The sequence below is a fragment of the Roseateles sp. Mitsp63 genome (assembly GCF_059491535.1).
The window spans coordinates 4,340,312-4,358,404 of record NZ_CP168509.1; the positions used below are offsets into that span (position 1 = coordinate 4,340,312).

The 18,093-nt window shown below is 71.4% G+C and carries 18 protein-coding genes and 1 riboswitch; of the genes, 9 read left to right on the forward strand and 9 right to left on the reverse strand.

What is annotated here, in order from left to right; translation table 11 throughout:
* Positions 1 to 19: 19 nt before the first annotated feature.
* The 7 genes from fliD to fliE form a co-directional block, all read right to left on the reverse strand.
* Positions 20 to 1,378, reverse strand: coding sequence for a flagellar filament capping protein FliD (fliD, locus tag ACEN96_RS18820; protein WP_495584597.1), 1,359 nt, complete (start codon positions 1,376 to 1,378; stop codon positions 20 to 22).
* Positions 1,368 to 1,865: a flagellar export protein FliJ gene (locus ACEN96_RS18825; RefSeq protein ID WP_495584598.1), complete on the reverse strand. Its 498-nt coding sequence runs from the start codon at positions 1,863 to 1,865 to the stop codon at positions 1,368 to 1,370. The genes fliD and ACEN96_RS18825 overlap by 11 nt, the downstream gene beginning before the upstream one ends.
* Positions 1,862 to 3,193, reverse strand: a complete 1,332-nt coding sequence (gene fliI / locus ACEN96_RS18830) for a flagellar protein export ATPase FliI (RefSeq protein ID WP_495584599.1) — start codon at positions 3,191 to 3,193, stop codon at positions 1,862 to 1,864. Before fliI ends, ACEN96_RS18825 begins: the two co-directional genes overlap by 4 nt.
* Complete coding sequence (gene fliH, locus ACEN96_RS18835; protein ID WP_495584600.1) at positions 3,190 to 3,957, reverse strand: flagellar assembly protein FliH; 768 nt, start codon at positions 3,955 to 3,957, stop codon at positions 3,190 to 3,192. The genes fliI and fliH overlap by 4 nt, the downstream gene beginning before the upstream one ends.
* Positions 3,954 to 4,991 carry a FliG C-terminal domain-containing protein gene (locus ACEN96_RS18840; RefSeq protein ID WP_495584601.1) on the reverse strand — a complete coding sequence of 346 codons (1,038 nt, stop codon included), beginning with the start codon at positions 4,989 to 4,991 and terminating at the stop codon, positions 3,954 to 3,956. Before ACEN96_RS18840 ends, fliH begins: the two co-directional genes overlap by 4 nt.
* Positions 4,975 to 6,756 (reverse strand): flagellar basal-body MS-ring/collar protein FliF, encoded by a 1,782-nt coding sequence (fliF, locus tag ACEN96_RS18845; protein ID WP_495588644.1) that lies wholly within the window; start codon positions 6,754 to 6,756, stop codon positions 4,975 to 4,977. Before fliF ends, ACEN96_RS18840 begins: the two co-directional genes overlap by 17 nt.
* 88 nt (positions 6,757 to 6,844) lie before the next feature.
* Entirely contained in the window at positions 6,845 to 7,180 is a 336-nt protein-coding gene (gene fliE, locus ACEN96_RS18850) for a flagellar hook-basal body complex protein FliE (RefSeq protein WP_495584602.1), read from the reverse strand.
* A gap of 556 nt (positions 7,181 to 7,736) precedes the next feature.
* Positions 7,737 to 7,853: riboswitch (cyclic di-GMP riboswitch) on the reverse strand.
* A 417-nt stretch (positions 7,854 to 8,270) separates the two neighbouring features.
* On the opposite strand from fliE, the gene ACEN96_RS18855 reads away from it, so the two are divergent.
* The 8 genes from ACEN96_RS18855 (at position 8,271) to ACEN96_RS18890 (ending at position 15,232) form a co-directional block, all read left to right on the forward strand.
* Positions 8,271 to 9,164, forward strand: coding sequence for a FliM/FliN family flagellar motor switch protein (locus ACEN96_RS18855; protein ID WP_495584603.1), 894 nt, complete (start codon positions 8,271 to 8,273; stop codon positions 9,162 to 9,164).
* A 3-nt stretch (positions 9,165 to 9,167) separates the two neighbouring features.
* Positions 9,168 to 9,509: a FliM/FliN family flagellar motor switch protein gene (locus tag ACEN96_RS18860; protein ID WP_495584604.1), complete on the forward strand. Its 342-nt coding sequence runs from the start codon at positions 9,168 to 9,170 to the stop codon at positions 9,507 to 9,509.
* Positions 9,506 to 10,270 carry a flagellar type III secretion system pore protein FliP gene (locus ACEN96_RS18865; RefSeq protein WP_495584605.1) on the forward strand — a complete coding sequence of 255 codons (765 nt, stop codon included), beginning with the start codon at positions 9,506 to 9,508 and terminating at the stop codon, positions 10,268 to 10,270. The genes ACEN96_RS18860 and ACEN96_RS18865 overlap by 4 nt, the downstream gene beginning before the upstream one ends.
* Positions 10,267 to 10,536 carry a flagellar biosynthesis protein FliQ gene (gene fliQ, locus ACEN96_RS18870; RefSeq protein ID WP_495584606.1) on the forward strand — a complete coding sequence of 90 codons (270 nt, stop codon included), beginning with the start codon at positions 10,267 to 10,269 and terminating at the stop codon, positions 10,534 to 10,536. The genes ACEN96_RS18865 and fliQ overlap by 4 nt, the downstream gene beginning before the upstream one ends.
* Positions 10,537 to 10,549: 13 nt before the next feature.
* On the forward strand, positions 10,550 to 11,347 hold the full coding sequence (locus ACEN96_RS18875) for a flagellar biosynthetic protein FliR (RefSeq protein ID WP_495584607.1): 798 nt from the start codon (positions 10,550 to 10,552) through the stop codon (positions 11,345 to 11,347).
* A complete protein-coding gene (flhB, locus tag ACEN96_RS18880) occupies positions 11,340 to 12,488 on the forward strand; it encodes a flagellar type III secretion system protein FlhB (protein WP_495584608.1) in 1,149 nt (382 codons plus the stop codon). Before ACEN96_RS18875 ends, flhB begins: the two co-directional genes overlap by 8 nt.
* Entirely contained in the window at positions 12,485 to 14,608 is a 2,124-nt protein-coding gene (locus ACEN96_RS18885) for a flagellar biosynthesis protein FlhA (RefSeq protein ID WP_495584609.1), read from the forward strand. Before flhB ends, ACEN96_RS18885 begins: the two co-directional genes overlap by 4 nt.
* A 156-nt stretch (positions 14,609 to 14,764) precedes the next feature.
* The gene (locus ACEN96_RS18890; protein WP_495584610.1) at positions 14,765 to 15,232 is read left to right on the forward strand and encodes a nuclear transport factor 2 family protein; all 468 of its coding nucleotides are present in this window, start codon (positions 14,765 to 14,767) and stop codon (positions 15,230 to 15,232) included.
* 48 nt (positions 15,233 to 15,280) lie between these two features.
* Here the strand turns inward: ACEN96_RS18890 and ACEN96_RS18895 are convergent, their stop codons facing one another.
* Together ACEN96_RS18895 and ACEN96_RS18900 are read right to left on the reverse strand one after the other, a co-directional pair.
* Entirely contained in the window at positions 15,281 to 16,609 is a 1,329-nt protein-coding gene (locus tag ACEN96_RS18895; protein ID WP_495584611.1) for a DUF6895 family protein, read from the reverse strand.
* A gap of 4 nt (positions 16,610 to 16,613) precedes the next feature.
* Positions 16,614 to 16,844, reverse strand: coding sequence for a hypothetical protein (locus tag ACEN96_RS18900; RefSeq protein WP_495584612.1), 231 nt, complete (start codon positions 16,842 to 16,844; stop codon positions 16,614 to 16,616).
* Positions 16,845 to 17,168: 324 nt separating this feature from the next.
* Here ACEN96_RS18900 and kdgD point away from each other — a divergent pair, with 324 nt between their 5' ends.
* The gene (kdgD, locus tag ACEN96_RS18905) at positions 17,169 to 18,083 is read left to right on the forward strand and encodes a 5-dehydro-4-deoxyglucarate dehydratase (protein ID WP_495584613.1); all 915 of its coding nucleotides are present in this window, start codon (positions 17,169 to 17,171) and stop codon (positions 18,081 to 18,083) included.
* The last annotated feature ends 10 nt before the right edge of the window (positions 18,084 to 18,093 follow it).

An 18,093-nucleotide genomic window follows, 5' to 3' on the forward strand; every position in this document is an offset into this window, starting at 1 on the left:
GTCTTTCCGGCGCGCGTGCTCAGGCCGAGACGGCGTCGAACATGCTGCCCGTGCCCGCCAGCTGCGACTGCAGGTTCTGCAGCTGCGTGAACTGTTGGAGGTAGCGGCTGTACGCCTGGTTGTATTGCTGGTCCAGACGGGTCTGGCGGTCGCTGATGCTCTTCTGCTGCGCCTGCACCGAGGTCTGGCGCTGCTTGATCTGGCCGCTGGCGCTGTTGGTCCAGGTGTCGGCGAGCTTGTCCATGGCGCCGAGCAGCCCCGACGGGCTGGACAGCGCGGTCGAGCCCAGCACCTTGTCGAGCGCGTCCGGCGTGGCGGCCAGCGCCTTGCCCAGCTTGGCGCTGTCCAGCGAGACGCTGCCGTCGCGCGCGATGGACACGCCCAGCGCGCGCAGGCTGGCGCCGGCGTAATCGGCGCGCATCAGGCTGCCGATGCGGTCGCGCAGCGCGCGCACGCCGGCATCGCTGGCGAAGGCGCCGCTCGCGGCGCCGTCCTTGCCGATGACGGTCAGGTCGTCGAGCGCCTTCTCCAGCGTGTTGTAGGCATCGACGAAGCCCTGCAGCTTGGCGCTGGTGGCGCTGTCGTCGCGCGCGACCGCCAGGGTCACCGGCGCGTCGGTGGCGGCCTGCGCCTTCTTCAGCGTGATGGTCACGCCCTGGATCGCGGTGACGGTGTTGCTGGCCTGCTGCAGGCGCACGCCGCTGCCTTGCGCGCCCAGCCAGACCACGGCGTCCTGCGCGCCAACCAGTTCCTTGCGCTTGGTGGTGTCATCGAGCGCCGTCTTGAGCGGGCCCGACAGCCCCGAGGTGTCGATCGTCAGCTTGCCGCCCGCGCCGCTGACGCCGGAGGTCAGCATCAGCTGCGTGGCGCCGCCCACGGTCACGACCATCGCGGTGGCGTTGCCGCTCGCGGAGGTGTTGATCGCGCGGGCGATCTCGGCTTGGCTGAGCGTGCCGTTGCCATCAGCGTCGGCGCTGGCCAGGTCGACGTTGAAGCTGCTGCCGTTGGCCAGCTGCACCGACATGCTGCCCGGGCCCGCCGGCACCGCCGGCAGGTCCTGGAAGGCGATCTGGTTCGTCGTCGCGAGCTGCTCGACGAACAGCGGCGTGCTGGCGGGCTGCGCGCCGGACGCGGCGGTGGCCGTCATCACCGACGCGTCGCTGGGCGTGGCGCTGTACTGCGTGACCGTCTGGCCGGGCTTGGACGACAGGCCGGCCAGCGCCGTCTTGAACGCGCTGAGCGCGCCCTGCAACCGGGTCAGGCCGGTGGAGGCCGTCTGGGCCGCCTTGGTCTGGGCGTCGAGCAGCTTCTGCGTCGGCTGGACATACGCGGTGGCCAACTGGGTGGCCGTCGAGGTCGGATCGAAACTAGTCGCCATGGCGGGCTCCTCCACAGGGGACGGGGTTGAGACTTCCCCGGTGGAAGGCGACCGGTTCGGCCGCGGACTTAAGCGCGGCGATCTCGTCCTGCGCCTTCTGCTCGCAGCGGGCCTGCTCGGCGCGGACGCGGGCGTCGGCGCGCTCAAGCAGCAGGCGCAGCGTCTCCTGCTGGCGCGCGGCGGCCAGCGTCTCGGCGCGGACCTGGGTCAGCTCGGCCTCGCGGCGCGCCAGCTCCTCGCGCTGGCGGTCGGCCCAGCTCAGCATCGCCTGCTTGTAGGCGGCGCAGTTCTGCATCAGGCCGGGCAGCGCGACGCCGCTCAGCGTGGCCTGCGCGCCCAGCGCCTCCAGCCGTTCGACCGTGCCCTGCACGCGCTGGCACAGCTGCTGCTGCGCGGCCAGCCTGGCCTGCTGCCGGTCCAGGCGCAGCTGCTGCAGCCCGGCCAGCGTGCCGAGCTGGCGGCGCATCGATTCGCTGGACGAGCTCATCGCAGCAGCTCCGCCAGGCGGGCCTGGGTCTGGGCCAGCGGCGCGCCCTCGTGGGTGCCCTGGTGCAGGAAGGCCTCGATGCGCGGCCACAGCGCGACGGCGCGGTCGGTGGCCGGATCGGCGCCCGGCACGTAGGCGCCCAGCGGCATCAGCTCGCGGACCTGCTCGAAGCGGCTCATCAGCTGCTTGAGCTCGCGCGCCGCCTGCTGCTGGCCGCGGTCGGCGACCAGCGCCATGCAGCGGCTGATCGACTGGGCCACGTCGATGGCCGGGTAATGGCCGCGCTCGGCCAGCGCGCGCGACAGCACGATGTGGCCGTCGAGGATGGCGCGGGCGGTGTCGACCACGGGATCCTGCTGGTCGTCGCCCTCGGCCAGGACGGTGTAGATGGCGCTCATGCTGCCCTCGCCCTCGCCGTTGCCGGCGCTCTCGACCAGTTCCGGCAGCAGGCTGAAGACCGACGGCGGATAGCCGCGCGTGGCCGGCGGCTCGCCCAGCGCCAGCGCGACCTCGCGCCGCGCCATCGCGTAGCGCGTCAGCGAGTCGACCAGCAGCAGCACATGCCGGCCCTGGTCGCGGTAGTGGGCGGCGATGCTGTGGCACAGCTCGGTGGCGCGCAGGCGCATCAGCGGCGACTCGTCCGCCGGCGCGACCACCACCACCGCGCGGGCCAGGCCGTCGACGCCGAGCGACAGGTCGATGAATTCGCGCACCTCGCGGCCGCGCTCGCCGATCAGGCCGACGACGACGACATCCGCGACCGTGTTGCGGGTGATCAGGCCGAGCAGCACGCTCTTGCCGACGCCCGAGCCGGCCATCAGGCCCACGCGCTGGCCGCGGCCCAGCGTCAGCAGGCCGTTGATCGCGCGCACGCCGACGTCCAGCGGCTCGGACACCGGCCGCTTGCGCAGCGGGTTGACCTTGGGCGGCACCCTCTGCAGCGGCTGGTCGCCGCCGAGGCGGCCGCGGCCGTCCAGGGGCTCGCCCAGGCCGTTGACGATGCGGCCCAGCCACTGCGGGCCGATCATCAGCGAGGCACCCTCCGGCGCCGGCAGCACGCGGGCGCCGGCGGCCAGGCCGTCGGGTTTCTTGAACGGCATCAGGTAGGCGGTCTGGTCGCGGAAGCCGACCACCTGCGCGGCGAGCCAGCCGTCCGCGCACGCCTCGCCCGCACCGTCGGCGCGCTGCTCGATCAGGCAGCGCTGGCCGGTGCGCAGCGTGCAGCCGGCCGCCTCGAGCAGCAGGCCCGAGGCGCCGACCAGGCGGCCGGTGGGCGTGGCCACCGGCACGTCGCCCAGTTCGACGCGGCGCAGCGCGTTGCTGATCATGGCGCGGCCTCCCCGCCTGCCGCGGCGGCCGTGGCGAGCGGCGCGCCCTCCACCACGGCGGACGTCTCGGCAGCCTCATGGCCGGCCGCGGGCACGCCTTCTTCGACGAGCTGCCCGCGCACCTGCGTCATGACCGCCGAGAGCCGCTGCCGGCAGCCCGCATCGGCCTCGCGGCCGCCGGCGATGACGCGGCATTCGCCCGCGTCCAGCGCGGCGTCGGCATGGATCGTCCAGCCGCGCAGGCGGTCCGGCACCAGCTCCATCAGGCGCTGGCGATCGTCCGGATGGAGGAAGACCTCGACGCCATCGCGCGCCGGCGGCATCGACGCCAGCGTCTCGTCGACCAGCGCGAGCAGTTGCGCCGGACGCAGCGTCAGCTCGGCGCGGATGACCTGGCGCGCGACGCGCTCGACCAGCTCCACGACCTCGCGGCGCATCGCCGCCTGGTAGTCGTGCTGCAGCCGGCGCAGGTGCTCCTGCAGCGCGCCCGCGGCTTCGAGCGGCCCGGCCAGCCGGGCGGCCGCGTCGCGGCGCGCCTCGGCCAGGCCGTCGGCATGGCCGGCCGCCTGCGCGGCGGCGCGCGCCTCGTCCTGGCCGGTCTGCAGGCCGCTCGCGTAGCCCTCTTCATAGCCCTTGGCCAGCCCCTCCTGGAAGCCCTGCGCGAGGCTGGCCTGCAGCTGCGCGCCGGTCTGCCCGGCGAGCGGGACCGCGCCCTGGCTGAAATGCGCCAGCGGCGGGAAGCGGTGCGGGCGCGGCGTCTTCATTCGACGACGTCCTCGGCGAACAGCTGGACCTGGATCTCGCCCGCGTCCACCAGCGCCTTGACCTGCGCCATGATCTCGGCGCGCGCCTGCTCGACGCGGCTCATCGGCATCGGGCCGCCGCGGCGCATCAGGTCCTCGAAGCTCTGCGCCTGGCGCCGCGGCATCGCGGCCAGCAGCGCGTCGCGCACCGGCGGCTCGGCGCCCTTGAGCGCGACCGCCCACAGCTCCAGCGGCACTTCCTCGATCAGGCGGGTGAGCGTCGCCTCGCTCTGGCGCGACAGCATGAAGAACTCGTACATCGAGGTCTCGATCTCGCCGACGACCTGCGGGTCGTGCGCGCGCAGCAGCTCCACCATCTGCTGGCGCTGGCCGGGCATGCGGTTCAGGATCTCGGCGACCTGCTTGACGCCCTCGACGGTCGCGCCCTGCTGGCCGAGCCCGGCCAGGCAGCGCTCGACCAGTTCCTCGAGCTCGGACAGCAGCTCGGCGTCGACCTCGGACAGGCGCGCCATCTGCAGCAGCACGCGGTCGCGGCCGCCGGCCGGCCCCTCGGGCAGCGCGGCGACGACGTCGCCGGCCAGCGCGCTGGGCAGGAAGGCCAGGAACACGGCCTGCATGCGCTGGTGCTCATGGCTGATCTGCTCGGCCAGCCACTTCGGCGAGGCCCATTGCAGGCGCTGCATCTTGGGACGGATGGCGTCGCCGTAGATGCTGTTGAGCACGCTCGACGCGATCTGGCCGCCCAGGGCCAGGTCCAGCGAGCGCTTCAGGTAGCCGCGCGACGCGCCGTGCACGCCGCTCTGCTCGCGGTAGTCGTCGAAGAAGGATTGCAGCGAGGTGCGCACCCAGTCGACCTTGATGCCCGACAGGCGCGACATCACCTGCGTGACGTCCAGCAGCTCCTCGCGCGACAGGCAGCGCAACACCGCCGCGGCGGGCTCCTCGCCCATGCTCAGCAGCACGATGGCGGCACGCTCGACCGGGCTCAGCGACGCGGCGCTGCCGGGCGGAATGAACTCACTCGCTTCGGCCATTTTTCTTCTGCACCCATTGCTTGACGACTTCCGCCACCCGCTCCGGCTCCTTGGCCGCGAGCACCTTCAGGTGGTCCACCAGCACGTCCACCGGCGATCCCGGCGGCGGCAGCTCGTAGTTCTCCAGCAGCGGCGTCACGGCGGAGCCGGACTGCGGCGCGGCCAGGCCCGCCAGCGCGGCGCCCGCCGGGCCGCCGAGCGCCGGCGCGCCCTCGCCGGCCGGCGCCGCGATGGACGCCGCGATGGACGCCGCGCCGGGCAACGGTTCCAGCGGCGTGAGGCCCGGACCCTCGCGGCCCTCGGCGCGCTGGCCCTGGCGCCGATCGGCGCGGGCCTCCTTGGCCTTGCGTCCGCCGCCCATGCCCAGCGCGTGCTGGCCCATGCGCAGCAGCGGACGCGCCAGCAGCAGGTAGCCCAGCAGCGCGGCCAGCGCGTAGATGCCCCAGCCGCCCAGCTGCGTGACGGTGTCGCGCTGCTGGTACCAGGGCTCGGCCACCGGCGGCGCCGGGAAGGCCAGCGTGGAGACGCTCAGCTTGTCGCCGCGCTGCGTGTCGATGCCCAGGCCGCCGCCCAGCAGGCGCTCGACCTTGGCGATGTCGGCCGGCGTCCAGTCCTTGGCGCCGCCCGGCGCGGCCGCGGTGTTGAGCAGCACCGCGACGCTCAGGCGCTCCAGACGGCCGCGGCTCTTCTTCACCTGCGTGATCGCGCGGTCGTAGGCGTACTGACGCGTCGACGCGTTCTTGCGCGCGGTGTTGCTGCCCGCGTTGGCGGCCGGCGCGCCGGGATCCTCGCCCTGCGCGGCGGAGGCGGCCGCGGCGGCCAGCGCGGCCGGCGGGCGGTTGCTCAGCGAGCCCGGCACGCCCAGCGCGATGCGCTCGCGGTCCTGCTCCTCGCGCATCGCCTCGTTGGTCAGCTTGGGCGCATCGCCGTACTGCTCGCGGGTCTCCTGCACGCGGTCGTTGTTGACGTCGGCGGTGACGCTCAGGCGGTAGTTCTGTTCGCCGAGCACCGGCGCCAGCAGCTCGTGCACGTTGCGGCGCACCTCGTCCTGGATGCGGCGCTGCGCCTCGTTGCCCTGCGCGCCGCCGTCGAAGCCCTCGCTGAGGTCGACGCGCGCCGACAGCAGGCTGCCCTGCTGGTCGACCAGGCTGACCCGCGACGGATCGAGGTTGGCCACCGAGCCGGCCACCAGGTTGATGGCCGCGGCGATCTGCTCATGGTTGAGCGCGCGGCCCGGCTTGAGCGTCAGCACCACGGAGGCCGAGCTCTTCTGCCCGTCGTTCAGCACGAACGAGCTGCTCTTGGCGATGGACAGGTGCACACGCGCGGCCTCGACCGCGTCGAGCGCCATCATGCTCTGCGCCAGCTCGCCCTCCAGGCCGCGGCGGAAGCGGATGTCCTGCACGAACTGGCTGACGCCCAGCGGGTCGTTCTGGTCCATCAGTTCCAGGCCGGCCGGCAGCTTGGCCACGACGCCCTTGGCCGCGAGCAGCATGCGGGCGCGGCCCAGGTCGGACCCGGACACCAGCACCTGGCCGCTCTCGGGATGCAGGCGGTAGGCGATGCGCTCGGCGTCCAGCACCGACAGCACGTCGGCGGTCGGCACATGCTCGCGCTGGCCGAAGACCGGCTTGTAGCCGGCCTGGTCGCGCCACAGCAGCGCCAGCACCAGCGCGGTGACGACGGCGGCCAGGATCAGCAGCGGCGCGGCGCCGCGCAGGCCGGCGCCGGCCGCGGGCGCGGCCTGGCCGAGGCTGCCCAGCATGCCGCCGAGCCGGCGGCGCCAGGCGGGCGCGGCGCCGTCGGGGCCGGGGAGTGTCTGCAGGTCGTTCATCGTGCGCGTCCCGCGGGCCTCAGAGCTGCATCTTGATCAGCTCGTCCACGGCGCCGACCACCTTGTTCCGGACCTGCATCAGCATCGAGAACGACAGGCTGGCTTCCTGGCTGGCGAGCATCGCGCCGACAAGGTCGTCGCTCTCGCCGCGCTCGACCGCCTCCATGCGGGCGGCGGCGGCCTGGTCGCGGTCGTCGACGCGCCGCAGCATCTGCTCGAAACCCAGACCAGACAGGTTATCGCCCACGCCCTGGGAAAGCGCTTGCGCGTCCCGTTGCAGCCGCACGGCATCCTGTTTCAGCAGCGCGTCCATCGCCGATTGGCCGATGGCGGACTCCAGCATCGTCGCCGACATACCTATGCTCCGAGCAATATCTGGCCCACCGTGCGCATGCGCCCGGTGAATCCAGCAACCATGACTTGACCTTATCCGGCCATTCCTTCTTTTGAATGACGTGGATCCGGAAGCGAATTCCTCAATCTCCGGCTTCGGAGATCTTCAGCGGACAGCAATGTCGCGATTCTTCTTTTCGACCAATGGATCGGTCGCATATCCGCCGCAACATTTCCTGCATATTTACAGACAGTTTCATCGAGTGAATGACGGACCGAGAATCTCCCTCGCGCCGGATTGGCTGCGATATTGAATCGGTGAGTTTCCAGGGGAATCCGGAACCCGCGTTGCGGCTGCGCGGCCGCGCGGGCTCGGCGGTGCTGGCGGACGATGTCCGAAGCGCCGTCGCGGGCCGGGTCAGGGGATGAAAAGCTGTCGATGAATGACCATGTCCGTCCTTCTCTCTCTGCAAGAACGGGCGCACCTCGGCGAGGGGCAGGCAGGGTCACAACAAGCCCGGGTGGGGCCTGGCAGGCGAGCGCCTTGGACCGCGCGTCACGCGGCCCACAGACTCAGGTCTGGCAACCCCGCTATCGTGACCCGGCGCCTGGACTGGAGGTTTCCAGTCTGGCGCCCGGCGGTAGACCGGAGGCTTTGCGACCCCGGCTTTCGCTCGGGTGTGCCCTGATGTGTCCGGACTGTAGTCAATGTGTGCGTCCGCAACAAGAACCCTTTTTGCACCGCACCAAAACAGCGTCCGCACCCGTGACGGATTTCACGAGTGCGGACTCTGCCGCCCCAACATTGATCCGCTGATCGCGCACATTGGGGCATTTTCGCGGCGCTGTGCGGCGTGAATGATAAATATGAAAAATCATCCACCGGCAACCGCGCAGGGGTATTAACGACTGGCGCGTCTCGGCGCTTAAATTCCGCTTCAGCGGCGTGTGCGATTCGCGATCCGCCATTTGTGATTTATTCCCCGATGAATCGAAGCCTGCCATTTCGATGCTGGCCTAAATCTCCATCGATTCCTAGAATTCGATGGTTATGGCGCGCGACCGGATGACAGTTTGGTTAAAGCGCCGCCCCTCCCTCCCTGGAACCACGGATGAACCAGCCCTCGCCCACCCCGCCGCCCCGGCCCGCCGCGCTCGATCCGCGCAGCCTGGGCCGTCCGGTGCACTTGCTGCCGCAGGTGGCGCAGCGCCTGCGCGAGGTGCTGCAGCGCACGCTCGTGCAGCCGTGGAACCGGCGTTATCACAGCCGCCATGAGCTGCACGCGCTGATGCTGCGACCGCTGGCGGCCGCGCCGCGCGGCGCGGACGAAGCGGACGAAGGCCAGGCGCGCTGGCTGCGCGCCAGCGGGCCGTCGGGTCCGCTGGCCTGCCGCATCGACCGGCCGCTGGTGCTGGCGCTGATGGCGCGCCGGCTGGGCCTGGGTCCCGACACCGCCGTGGCCACCGCCGGCACGCCGCCCACCGCCACCGAGGACCGCCTGCTGCATCTGCTGGCCGGCCAGTTCGCGCGCCAGTGCGTGCACGGGCTGGCGCAGGCCGCGAGCGCCGGGAGCGACGATGCGCAAGACCCGGCCCCGGCGGACGACGCGCTGCCGATGCAAGGCGGCGCGCTGCCCGCCTTCGGCCCCGATGCCTGGGAGTTGATCGCCACGATGCGCGATGGCGAGCAGTCGTCGACGCTCTCGTTGGCGCTGGCCGGCGCCTACCTGACGCCGCTGCTGCGCCATCTCTCGGCGCGGCAGCGGCCGGCGCGGCCCGCCGCGCCGCAGGCGCCGCTGGACCGGCGCCTGTCCCTGACCCTGCAGGCGCGCCTGCTCGAGCGCGAACTGGATCTGGGCACCGTGCTGGACCTGCGCCCGGGCGCGCTGATTCCGATCCGGCTCGCCGATGCGACGGTGCTGGTCGAGGGCTCCGCGCTGATGAGCGCGGCCGTCGCCGAGCACCAGGGCAAGCTGTGCCTGACCTCTTTCCAAGACCTGGAGTGATTGATGATGAGCGATACCGATCTGATCGCGGGCCTGCTCGACGAACCGGTGCAGGACGCGCCGGTGGCCGAGGCCAGGCCGGCCGGCCGTGATCTGCCCGCGCTGATGCGCAAGATCCCGGTGACGCTGACGCTGGAGGTCGGCCAGGCGCGCCTGTCGCTGCACGACCTGGCGCAGCTGCGGGCCGACAGCGTGGTCGAGCTCGACACGCTGGCCGGCGCGCCGCTGGTGATCAAGGTCAACGGCACGCCGATCGGCCATGCCGAGGTCGTGGTCAGCGGCGACAGCCACGCGCTGCGCGTGCTGGACATCGACGGCCTCGATCTGGACCGGCTGGGCGCATGAGGCCGCTTCCCGCGATCGGCCGCCGGCTCGCCGCGCTGGGCGGGCTGCTGGCGCTCGGCGCGATCGCGGCCGACCCGGCGATGGCGGCGATCCGCATCGCCGGCGCGGGCGCCGGCGGCGGCGACTTCACGCTCAAGACGCAGGTCCTGGTGATCATGACGCTGCTCGGGCTGCTGCCCGTGCTGGCGCTGATGATGACGAGCTTCACGCGCTTCGTGATCGTGCTGTCGCTGCTGCGCCAGGCGCTGGGCCTGCAGCAGGGCCTGCCCAACCGGCTGGTCACGGGCATCGCGCTGATCCTGACGATTCTCGTCATGCGCCCGATCGGCCTGCAGATCTACGAGCAGGCGATGCTGCCCTATGACAACGACAAGCTGACGTTGATGCAGGCGCTGGCGGTGGCGGAGAAGCCGATCTCGCGCTTCATGCTGGCGCAGACCAGCAAGAGCGCGCTGGCCCAGATCGCGCAGCTCTCCGGCGAGACCAACGTCGCCAGGCCCGAGGACCACAGCTTCCCGGTGAAGCTGGCGGCGTTCACGCTGTCGGAGCTCAAGACCGCGTTCCAGATCGGCTGCATGCTGTTCATCCCCTTCCTGGTGATCGATCTGGTGGTGTCGTCGGTGCTGATGGCGATGGGGATGATGATGCTGTCGCCGCTGGTGATCTCGCTGCCGCTGAAGCTGCTGCTGTTCGTGCTGGTGGACGGCTGGACGCTGACGGTCAACACGCTGGTGTCGAGCGTGCGCGGGGTGGCGGGATGACGCCGGAGATCGCCTCCGACCTGATCGGCGAGAGCCTGCACCTGACCATGCTGCTGGTGCTGGTGCTGATCCTGCCGGGGCTGGTGGTGGGCGTGCTGGTGGCGCTGTTCCAGGCCGCGACGCAGATCAACGAGCAGACGCTGGCCTTCCTGCCGCGGCTGCTGGTGACGCTGCTGGTGCTGGGCCTGGCGGGCCGCTGGATGGTGGGCCTGCTGATGGACTACTGCGTCTCGATCTTCGAGCGCGCGGCGCAGCTCGTCACCTAGCGGAGGCCGCGCCGTGGAGATCGAGTTCAGCCAGCTGACCATCTGGCTCAGCGCGCTGTGGTGGCCGTTTTGCCGCGTCATCGCGATGCTGGCCGCCGCGCCGACCATCGGCGACGCGGGCGTGCCCATGCCGATGCGCGCGCTGCTGGCGCTGGTGCTGGCGGTGGTGCTGATGCCGGTGTCGCAATCGACGGCCGCGCACGTCCCGATCTTCTCGATGCAGGGCGTGCTGGCCGCCGCCGAGCAGGCGATCCTGGGCCTGGCGATGGGCCTGACCTTCCACCTGGCGATGGCGGTGATCGGCGTGCTGGGCTTCCTGCTGTCCTCGCAGCTCGGGCTGGCGATGGCGGTGCTCAACGATCCGATCAACGGCAGCTCGTCGGACGTGGTGGGCGCGCTGCTCAACGTGCTGTGCGTGCTGGCCTTCTTCGGCATGGACGGCCACCTGCTGTTCACCGCGGTGCTGGGCGAGAGCTTCCGCGCCTGGCCCGTCGGCGCGGGGCTGTCGCTGCTGACGCTGCAGAACTTGGCCTACAACCTGGCCTGGGTGTTCTCGGCGGCGCTGCTGCTGGCGCTGCCGGTGGTGGCGGCGACGCTGGTGGTGCAGCTGGGCATGGGCTTCCTGAACCGCGTGGCGCCGGCGCTCAATCTGTTCTCGCTGGGCTACGCGCTGGTGACGCTGTTCGGCCTGTTCATGCTGACGCGGATGCTGGCGCAGGTGCCGGCCCACTACCTGCGGATGACGCGGCAGCTGCTGCGCATGCTGGAGCAAGGCATGCGCGGCATGCCGGGCGGAGGCCTGGATGGCTGACACCGACAGCGCCGACAAGACCGAGAAGCCCTCCGAGCAGAAGCTGCGCAAGGCGCGCGAGCAGGGCCAGGTCGCGCGCAGCAAGGACATCGGCGCGGCGATCGGGCTGCTGCTCGGCCTGAAGCTGCTGGTGATGGTGGCGCCGCTGTACCTCGAGGACTTCGGCCGGCTGTTCCGGCTGGCGCTGGCGCCGCTGGGCGGCAACGACGCGCTGCAGGGGCTGGACGGCCTGTGGGGCGAGGCGGCCCATGAAGCGCTGTGGCTGCTCGCGCGCCTGCTGCTGCCGCTGCTGGCGCTGCCCGCGGCGGTGATCGCCGCGGCGCAGCTGGGTGGCGGCATCGTGTTCTCGACCGCGCAGTGGCTGCCGCGCTTCTCGAAGCTGAATCCGATGGCCAACCTCGGGCGGCTGTTCAGTGCCAGGCACTACAGCGAGCTGGCCGCCACGCTGCTGAAGACCGGCGGCGTGCTGGGCGTCCTCTACGTCGTGACGACGGCCTGCGCGGCGCGCTACGTGCAGCTGCAGGCGATGCCCCTGCCGGCGGCGGTGGCGGGCGCGGCCGCGCTGGTGATGGACGCGCTGCTGACGCTGGCGGCGGTGCTGGCGTTCTACGCGCTGATCGACGTGCCCTTGCAGCGCCTGCTGTTCCTGCGCGGCCAGCGCATGAGCAAGCAGGAGGTCAAGGAGGAATACAAGCAGAACGAGGGCCGGCCCGAGGTGCGCCAGCGCCTGCGCCAGCTGCGCCAGCAGATGGCGCGGCGCGGCGTGCGCAAGGCGGTGCCGGAGGCGGACGTGGTCATCGTCAATCCCCAGCACTACGCCGTCGCGCTGCGCTACGACGGCAGCCGGGCCGAGGCGCCCTATGTCGTCGCCAAGGGCGTCGACGAGATGGCGCTCTACATCCGCGCCCTCGCGCGCGAGCACCGCGTGCAGCTGCTGGAGCTGCCGCCGCTGGCGCGCGCGCTCTACAACAGCTCGCAGGTGCAGCAGCAGATCCCGGCCTCGCTGTACCAGGCGGTGGCGCAGGTGCTCAGCCACGTGATGCAGCTCAAGGCCTTCCACGCGGGCCGCCGCAAGACCGAACCCCAGCTGGCGACCGACCTGCCGGTGCCACGCCACCTCTCCGATCCGGAGTCCCCATGAAGTCCGCCCCTACGACCTCCTCCGCGTCCGGCCTGGGCCGCCTCGGCCAGCAGCTGCGCGACCTGCGCGTGGCGGCGCCGCTGTTCCTGCTGGCGATCCTGGCGATGGTGATCCTGCCGCTGCCGCCGGTGCTGCTGGACGTGCTGTTCACCTTCAACATCGTGCTGGCGCTGGTGGTGATCCTGGTCAGCGTGAACAGCCGGCGGCCGCTGGACTTCTCGATCTTCCCGAGCGTGATCCTGGCGACGACGCTGATGCGGCTGTCGCTGAACGTCGCGTCCACGCGCGTGGTGCTGCTGCACGGCCACGAGGGCACGCATGCGGCGGGCCAGGTGATCGAGTCCTTCGGCAATGTGGTCATCGGCGGCAACTTCATCGTCGGGCTGGTGGTGTTCGTGATCCTGATGGTGGTGAACTTCATCGTCGTCACCAAGGGCGCGGAGCGGATCTCGGAGGTGTCGGCGCGCTTCACGCTGGACGCGCTGCCCGGCAAGCAGATGGCGATCGACGCGGACCTGAATGCCGGCCTGATCAACCAGGAGCAGGCGCAGAAGCGGCGGCAGGAGGTGGGCACCGAGGCCGACTTCTACGGCGCGATGGATGGCGCGAGCAAGTTCGTGCGCGGCGACGCGATCGCGTCGATCCTGATCCTGCTGATCAACCTGGTGGGCGGCGTGGCGATCGGCGCGTTCATGCACGGGCTGAGCCTGGGCGAGGCGATCCGCCAGTACGGCCTGCTGACGATCGGCGACGGCCTGGTGGCGCAGATCCCGGCGCTGCTGCTGTCGGCGGCCGCCGCGATCATCGTGACGCGGGTGAGCGACTCGGGCGAGTTCGAGCAGCAGGTCAGCGAGCAGATGCTGGCCTCGCCGCAGGTGCTGTACAGCGCGGCGGGCGTGATGGCGGTGCTGGCGCTGATTCCCGGCATGCCGTGGCTGGCGTTCAGCGCGTTCGCGGTGGCGCTGGGCTACGCGGGCTGGCGGATGGGCGCGCGGGCGAGCGGCCGCATCCAGCCGGCCGCGCCGCTGGAGAGCGCGCTGGTGGCGGCCGCGCCGCCGGAGATCGACTGGCGCGCGCTGCCGGTGGTGGAGGCGGTGTCGGTGAGCCTGGGCTACAAGCTGGTGGGGCTGATCGATCCGGCGCAGGGCGCGCCGCTGCAGGCGCGGGTGCGCGGCATGCGGCAGTCGATGAGCGAGGCGCTGGGTGTGCTGCTGCCGACGCTGGCGGTGCGGGATGACCTCTCGCTCAAGCCGAGCCAGTACGCGATCTTGCTGAGCGGCGCGGTGGTGGCGCAGGCGGAGGTCTATCCGGACCGGCTGATGGCGATCGCGTCGGGCCAGGTGTGGGGCGATGTGGATGGCATCCCGGGCTTCGATCCGGCGTACGCGATGCCGGTCACCTGGATCGAGCCGGAGCACAAGGCGCATGCGCTGGGATTGGGCTATCAGGTCGTCGACGTGGCGAGCGTGGTGGCCACGCATGTGTCGAAGGTGCTGCGCGAGCAGTTGCCGGAGCTGCTGAAGTTCGACGACATCACGGCGCTGCTGGAGCGCCTGAACGCGATCGCGCCGAAGCTGGGCGGCGCGCTGGACAAGGCCTTCACCCATGCGCAGCTGCTGAAGGTGCTGCGGCTGCTGCTGGCCGAGGGGGTGGCGGTGAAGGATATCCAGACCATCGCGTCGACGCTGGTCGAGAACGCGGAGGCGACGAAGGATGCGGTGCTGCTGGCGGCGGAGGTGCGCTGCGCGCTGAAGCGGCAGATCGTCGCGCAACTGCAGGGGCCGCAAGGCGCGCTGGGGGCGCTGAAGGTGTTCAACCTCGGCAGCGAGCTGGAGAACCACCTGCTGAACGCGCTGAACCAGGCACGCTCGGGCGGCGCGAAGGTGCAGCTGGACAGCTATCCGGTGGATCCGCAGCTGCTGTCGCAGCTGCAGCACCACATGCCGGGCGCGCGGGACCAGATGAAGTCGCTGGGCGCGCCGCCAGCGCTGCTGGTGATGCCGCAGGTGCGGCCGCTGCTGGCGCGCTACGCGCGGCTGTTCGCGCCGGGCCTGTCCGTGCTCTCGTACAACGAGGTGCCGGATCAGAAGGAGATCGCGGTCGTGGGGACCTTGGGGTGATGCGCCGCCTCAGCGGATGACCGAGGCGACCATGTCGCGCAGCCACAGGAGGGTCAGGCGTTGCGTTGCCGTAAAGCATCAGGGATGTCCAACGACTACCATCCCCCCGCTAGCCTCCCGCCAGCCTTCCCGATCCCTCACCTCATGGAGCTGACGATGCGCCTGACGATTCCCGGACTGCCCCTGCTGCTCGCCACCCTGATGCTGGCCGGCACCGCCCTCGCCGCGCCCGCCGAGACCCGTGACCTCCAGCAGGAGGAAGCCAATCGCGCGCTGGTGGTCGACTTCTACGACCGCTTCTTCAACAAGCACGACATCGGCGCCGCCAGCGTCGTCGCCGACGGCTACCGCCAGCACAACCCCGAGGTCCCGGACGGCAAGACGCCCTTCCTGACGTTCTTCTCCGGCTTCTTCAAGCAGTACCCGACGTCCTCGGCCCGCATCGTGCGCACCGCCACCGCCGGCGACCTGGTCTACCTGCACGTGCACTCGAAGATCACGCCTGCCGATCGCGGCGTCGCCGTCGTCGACATCTTCCGCGTCGACCATGGCCGCATCGTCGAGCACTGGGACGTCATCCAGCCGGTGCCCGAGAAGGCGGCCAACGGCAACACGATGTTCTGATCCGCCTGAAGGCAGAAGGCAGAAGGCGGCGAGCCTCCCCCGGCGCGATCAACGCGGGCTGGCGGCCTCCCGGCCGAGCCGCGCCACCGCCATCGCCCGCTGCAGGCGGCTGAGCGCCTGACGCGCCGCGGGCCCGTCGTCGCCACCGAACTCCAGCGTCGCGGCAAGCGCGGCGCGCAGTTCGTCGAAGTCGTTCGCGGCCGCCGCACGGCGGAACCACACGCTCAAGCACAGCGGCCTGAGCTCGGCCTGATGCGCCTCGTCGAGCATCGCGAACGCCTGATGCCAGCGTGGCGCGCCGGGCCGCGACGGCAGGCGCTCGAGCAGCCCCATCCGCGCGGCGCCGCCCTGCCTCGCGGGCACGACCGGCGGCGGCGCGGTGCGCGGATTCAAGGCCGCCGCGCACAGCATCCCCATCACGACATTGGCGTGATACGAGGTCCGCAGCTCGATGTCCTCGCGCGGCAGCGCGTCCCCCGCCACGTCGACCCATCGCGCGTGATCCGGCCCCGGCAGGAAGCCCTGCTCGTCCTGCGCCCGCGCGAGCACGTCGAACGCGAACGCCGCCACCGGACTCCACGCCTGGCGCAGCATCGGCCAGGTCCAGAGCAGCTCGGCGGCGAGATCGAAGTTGTCCGCGTCCAGCGCCGCCGCCAGCACGGCCTCGGCCTCCGCCAGTACCGCACCGGTCGGCCGCGGCAGCCACACGGCGCGGCGCCCCATGTCGGACGCATACAGCACCACGTGCGTGAACATGTAGAGATCGAGCGTCGAGCAGCCCAGCACGTCCAGCGGCCCGCCCAGGCAGGTGCCCGCGAGCAGCGCCTCGTCCGCGCGCATCGCGTCCACGCGCCGGCGGCGGATCTGATCGAGCCATTCGCACTCGAGCTGGTGATTGGGCAGGCGCTCGGGCCCGCGCGACGCCTCGCCGCCCACGATGCCTTCGAGCAGCCGCTCGAAGCCGTCGTCGCGATACCCCGCATCGCCCAGGAACAGATGCGCCGACGCATGCTCCAGCGCGCGGCCGGCGTCGTTGCACAGCCGCTCGACGACGCCGGCGCCGCGCGCCAGCGGCGCGAGCGTCTCCGCCAGCGCCTGCGCCTCGGCATCGAGCGCGGCATCCTCGCCGCGCAGGAAGGACATCGTGCGCAGCAGCATCGCGGACTCCCCCGCGACCTTGGCCGGCACCAGCGCCGGCGGGCGCCGCCGGCGTTCCGTCTCGGGCGCCGTCGCCATCCCGGCGATGGCGGCTTCGAGCGCGCGGCGCGCCATCCGCAGCGCCAGCCGCACGCGCCGCGGCAGGTCGTCCCGGCATGGCGCCGCGGCCGGCGTCCGGTGCGCCGCGGTCCGGACCACCGGCGTCGAGACGACCGTCACCGCGTCACTCGCGCAGTTGCCGCGCTTCGCGCAGGATGTCCAGCTCCGGGCCGGGCCAGCCGCAATTCCAGATCGCGTTGCGGTTGATGATCGTCACGAGCGATTCCCCGTGCAGCAGCGCCTTGTCGCCGAACTTGGCGAAGGTCGCGCCGATCGCCGACACGTTGATGGCCTTGCTCTCGACCAGCGCCTCGATGACCTGCTGCTGGAATGCGGATCTTGCTTCCGTGTTCATGGTGCCTCCTTGATGACTGCGTCGCGAGCGGAGGCGGTCGCCCCTCCCTTGATCGCTCGCCAGTTTTAGGTGGCCCTCCAGACCCCCACCACCCCTAGCTCGGCCTCGGCACCCCGGCCTCGGGGGGATGGTTCTAGGGGGTCTCTCCCCCCGCCGGGCCGCGCGGCGCCGCACGGCACGCGATTAGGTGATTACCCGCAGTTGTACGACTTCTTCTTGAACGCCGCGGTGGTGCTCGCTACGATGCGCCCCATGCTGGTACCGGTACCAATCCTGGTGCGATCGGAGCTGCCAGCGCTGTTGTAGCCACGGAGACACGCCCCCATGACCTCGCCGCAAGACCTCAAGGCCACCATTTCCCACGGCCTGCTGTCCTTCCCGCTGACCGACTTCGACGCCCAACTGAACTTCGCGCCCAAGCCCTATGCCGAGCGCCTGGAGTGGCTGATGCCTTACGGCGCGACCGCGCTGTTCGCGGCCGGCGGCACCGGGGAGTTCTTCTCGCTCGAGCCCAAGGAGTACAGCGACGTCATCCGCGTCGCCGTCCAGACCTGCCAGGGGAAGATGCCCATCATCGCGGGCGCCGGCGGCCCGACCCGCGTCGCCATCCAGTACGCGCAGGAGGCCGAGCGCCTGGGCGCGCAGGGCATCCTGCTGCTGCCGCACTACCTGACCGAGGCGTCGCAGGAGGGCCTGGTCGCGCACGTGCAGGCGGTGTGCCGCAGCGTCCGGTTCGGCGTGATCGTCTACAACCGCGGCGCCTGCCGTCTGACGCCCGAGTCGCTGCGCAAGCTCGCCGACTTCTGCCCCAACCTGATCGGTTTCAAGGACGGCATCGGCGACATCGAGTCCTTCGTCTCCATCCGCCAGCAGCTCGGCGACCGCTTCAGCTACCTGGGCGGCCTGCCCACCGCCGAGGTCTTCGCCGGCGCCTATCGCGCGATGGGCTGCCCGGTGTACTCGTCGGCCGTCTTCAACTTCATCCCCAAGACCGCGATCGACTTCTACAACGCGCACGCCGCCGGCGACACCGCGACCACCGACCGCCTGATCCAGGACTTCTTCCTGCCCTACATCGCGCTGCGCAACAAGGGCCAGGGCTACGCGGTCTCGATCGTGAAGGCCGGCGCCACCATCGCCGGCCATACCGCCGGCCCGGTGCGGCCGCCGCTGTCCGACCTCAAGCCGGCCGAGTTCGATGAACTGGGCGCGCTGATGGCCAGGCTCGGCCCGCAGTGAGCGCGCGCGG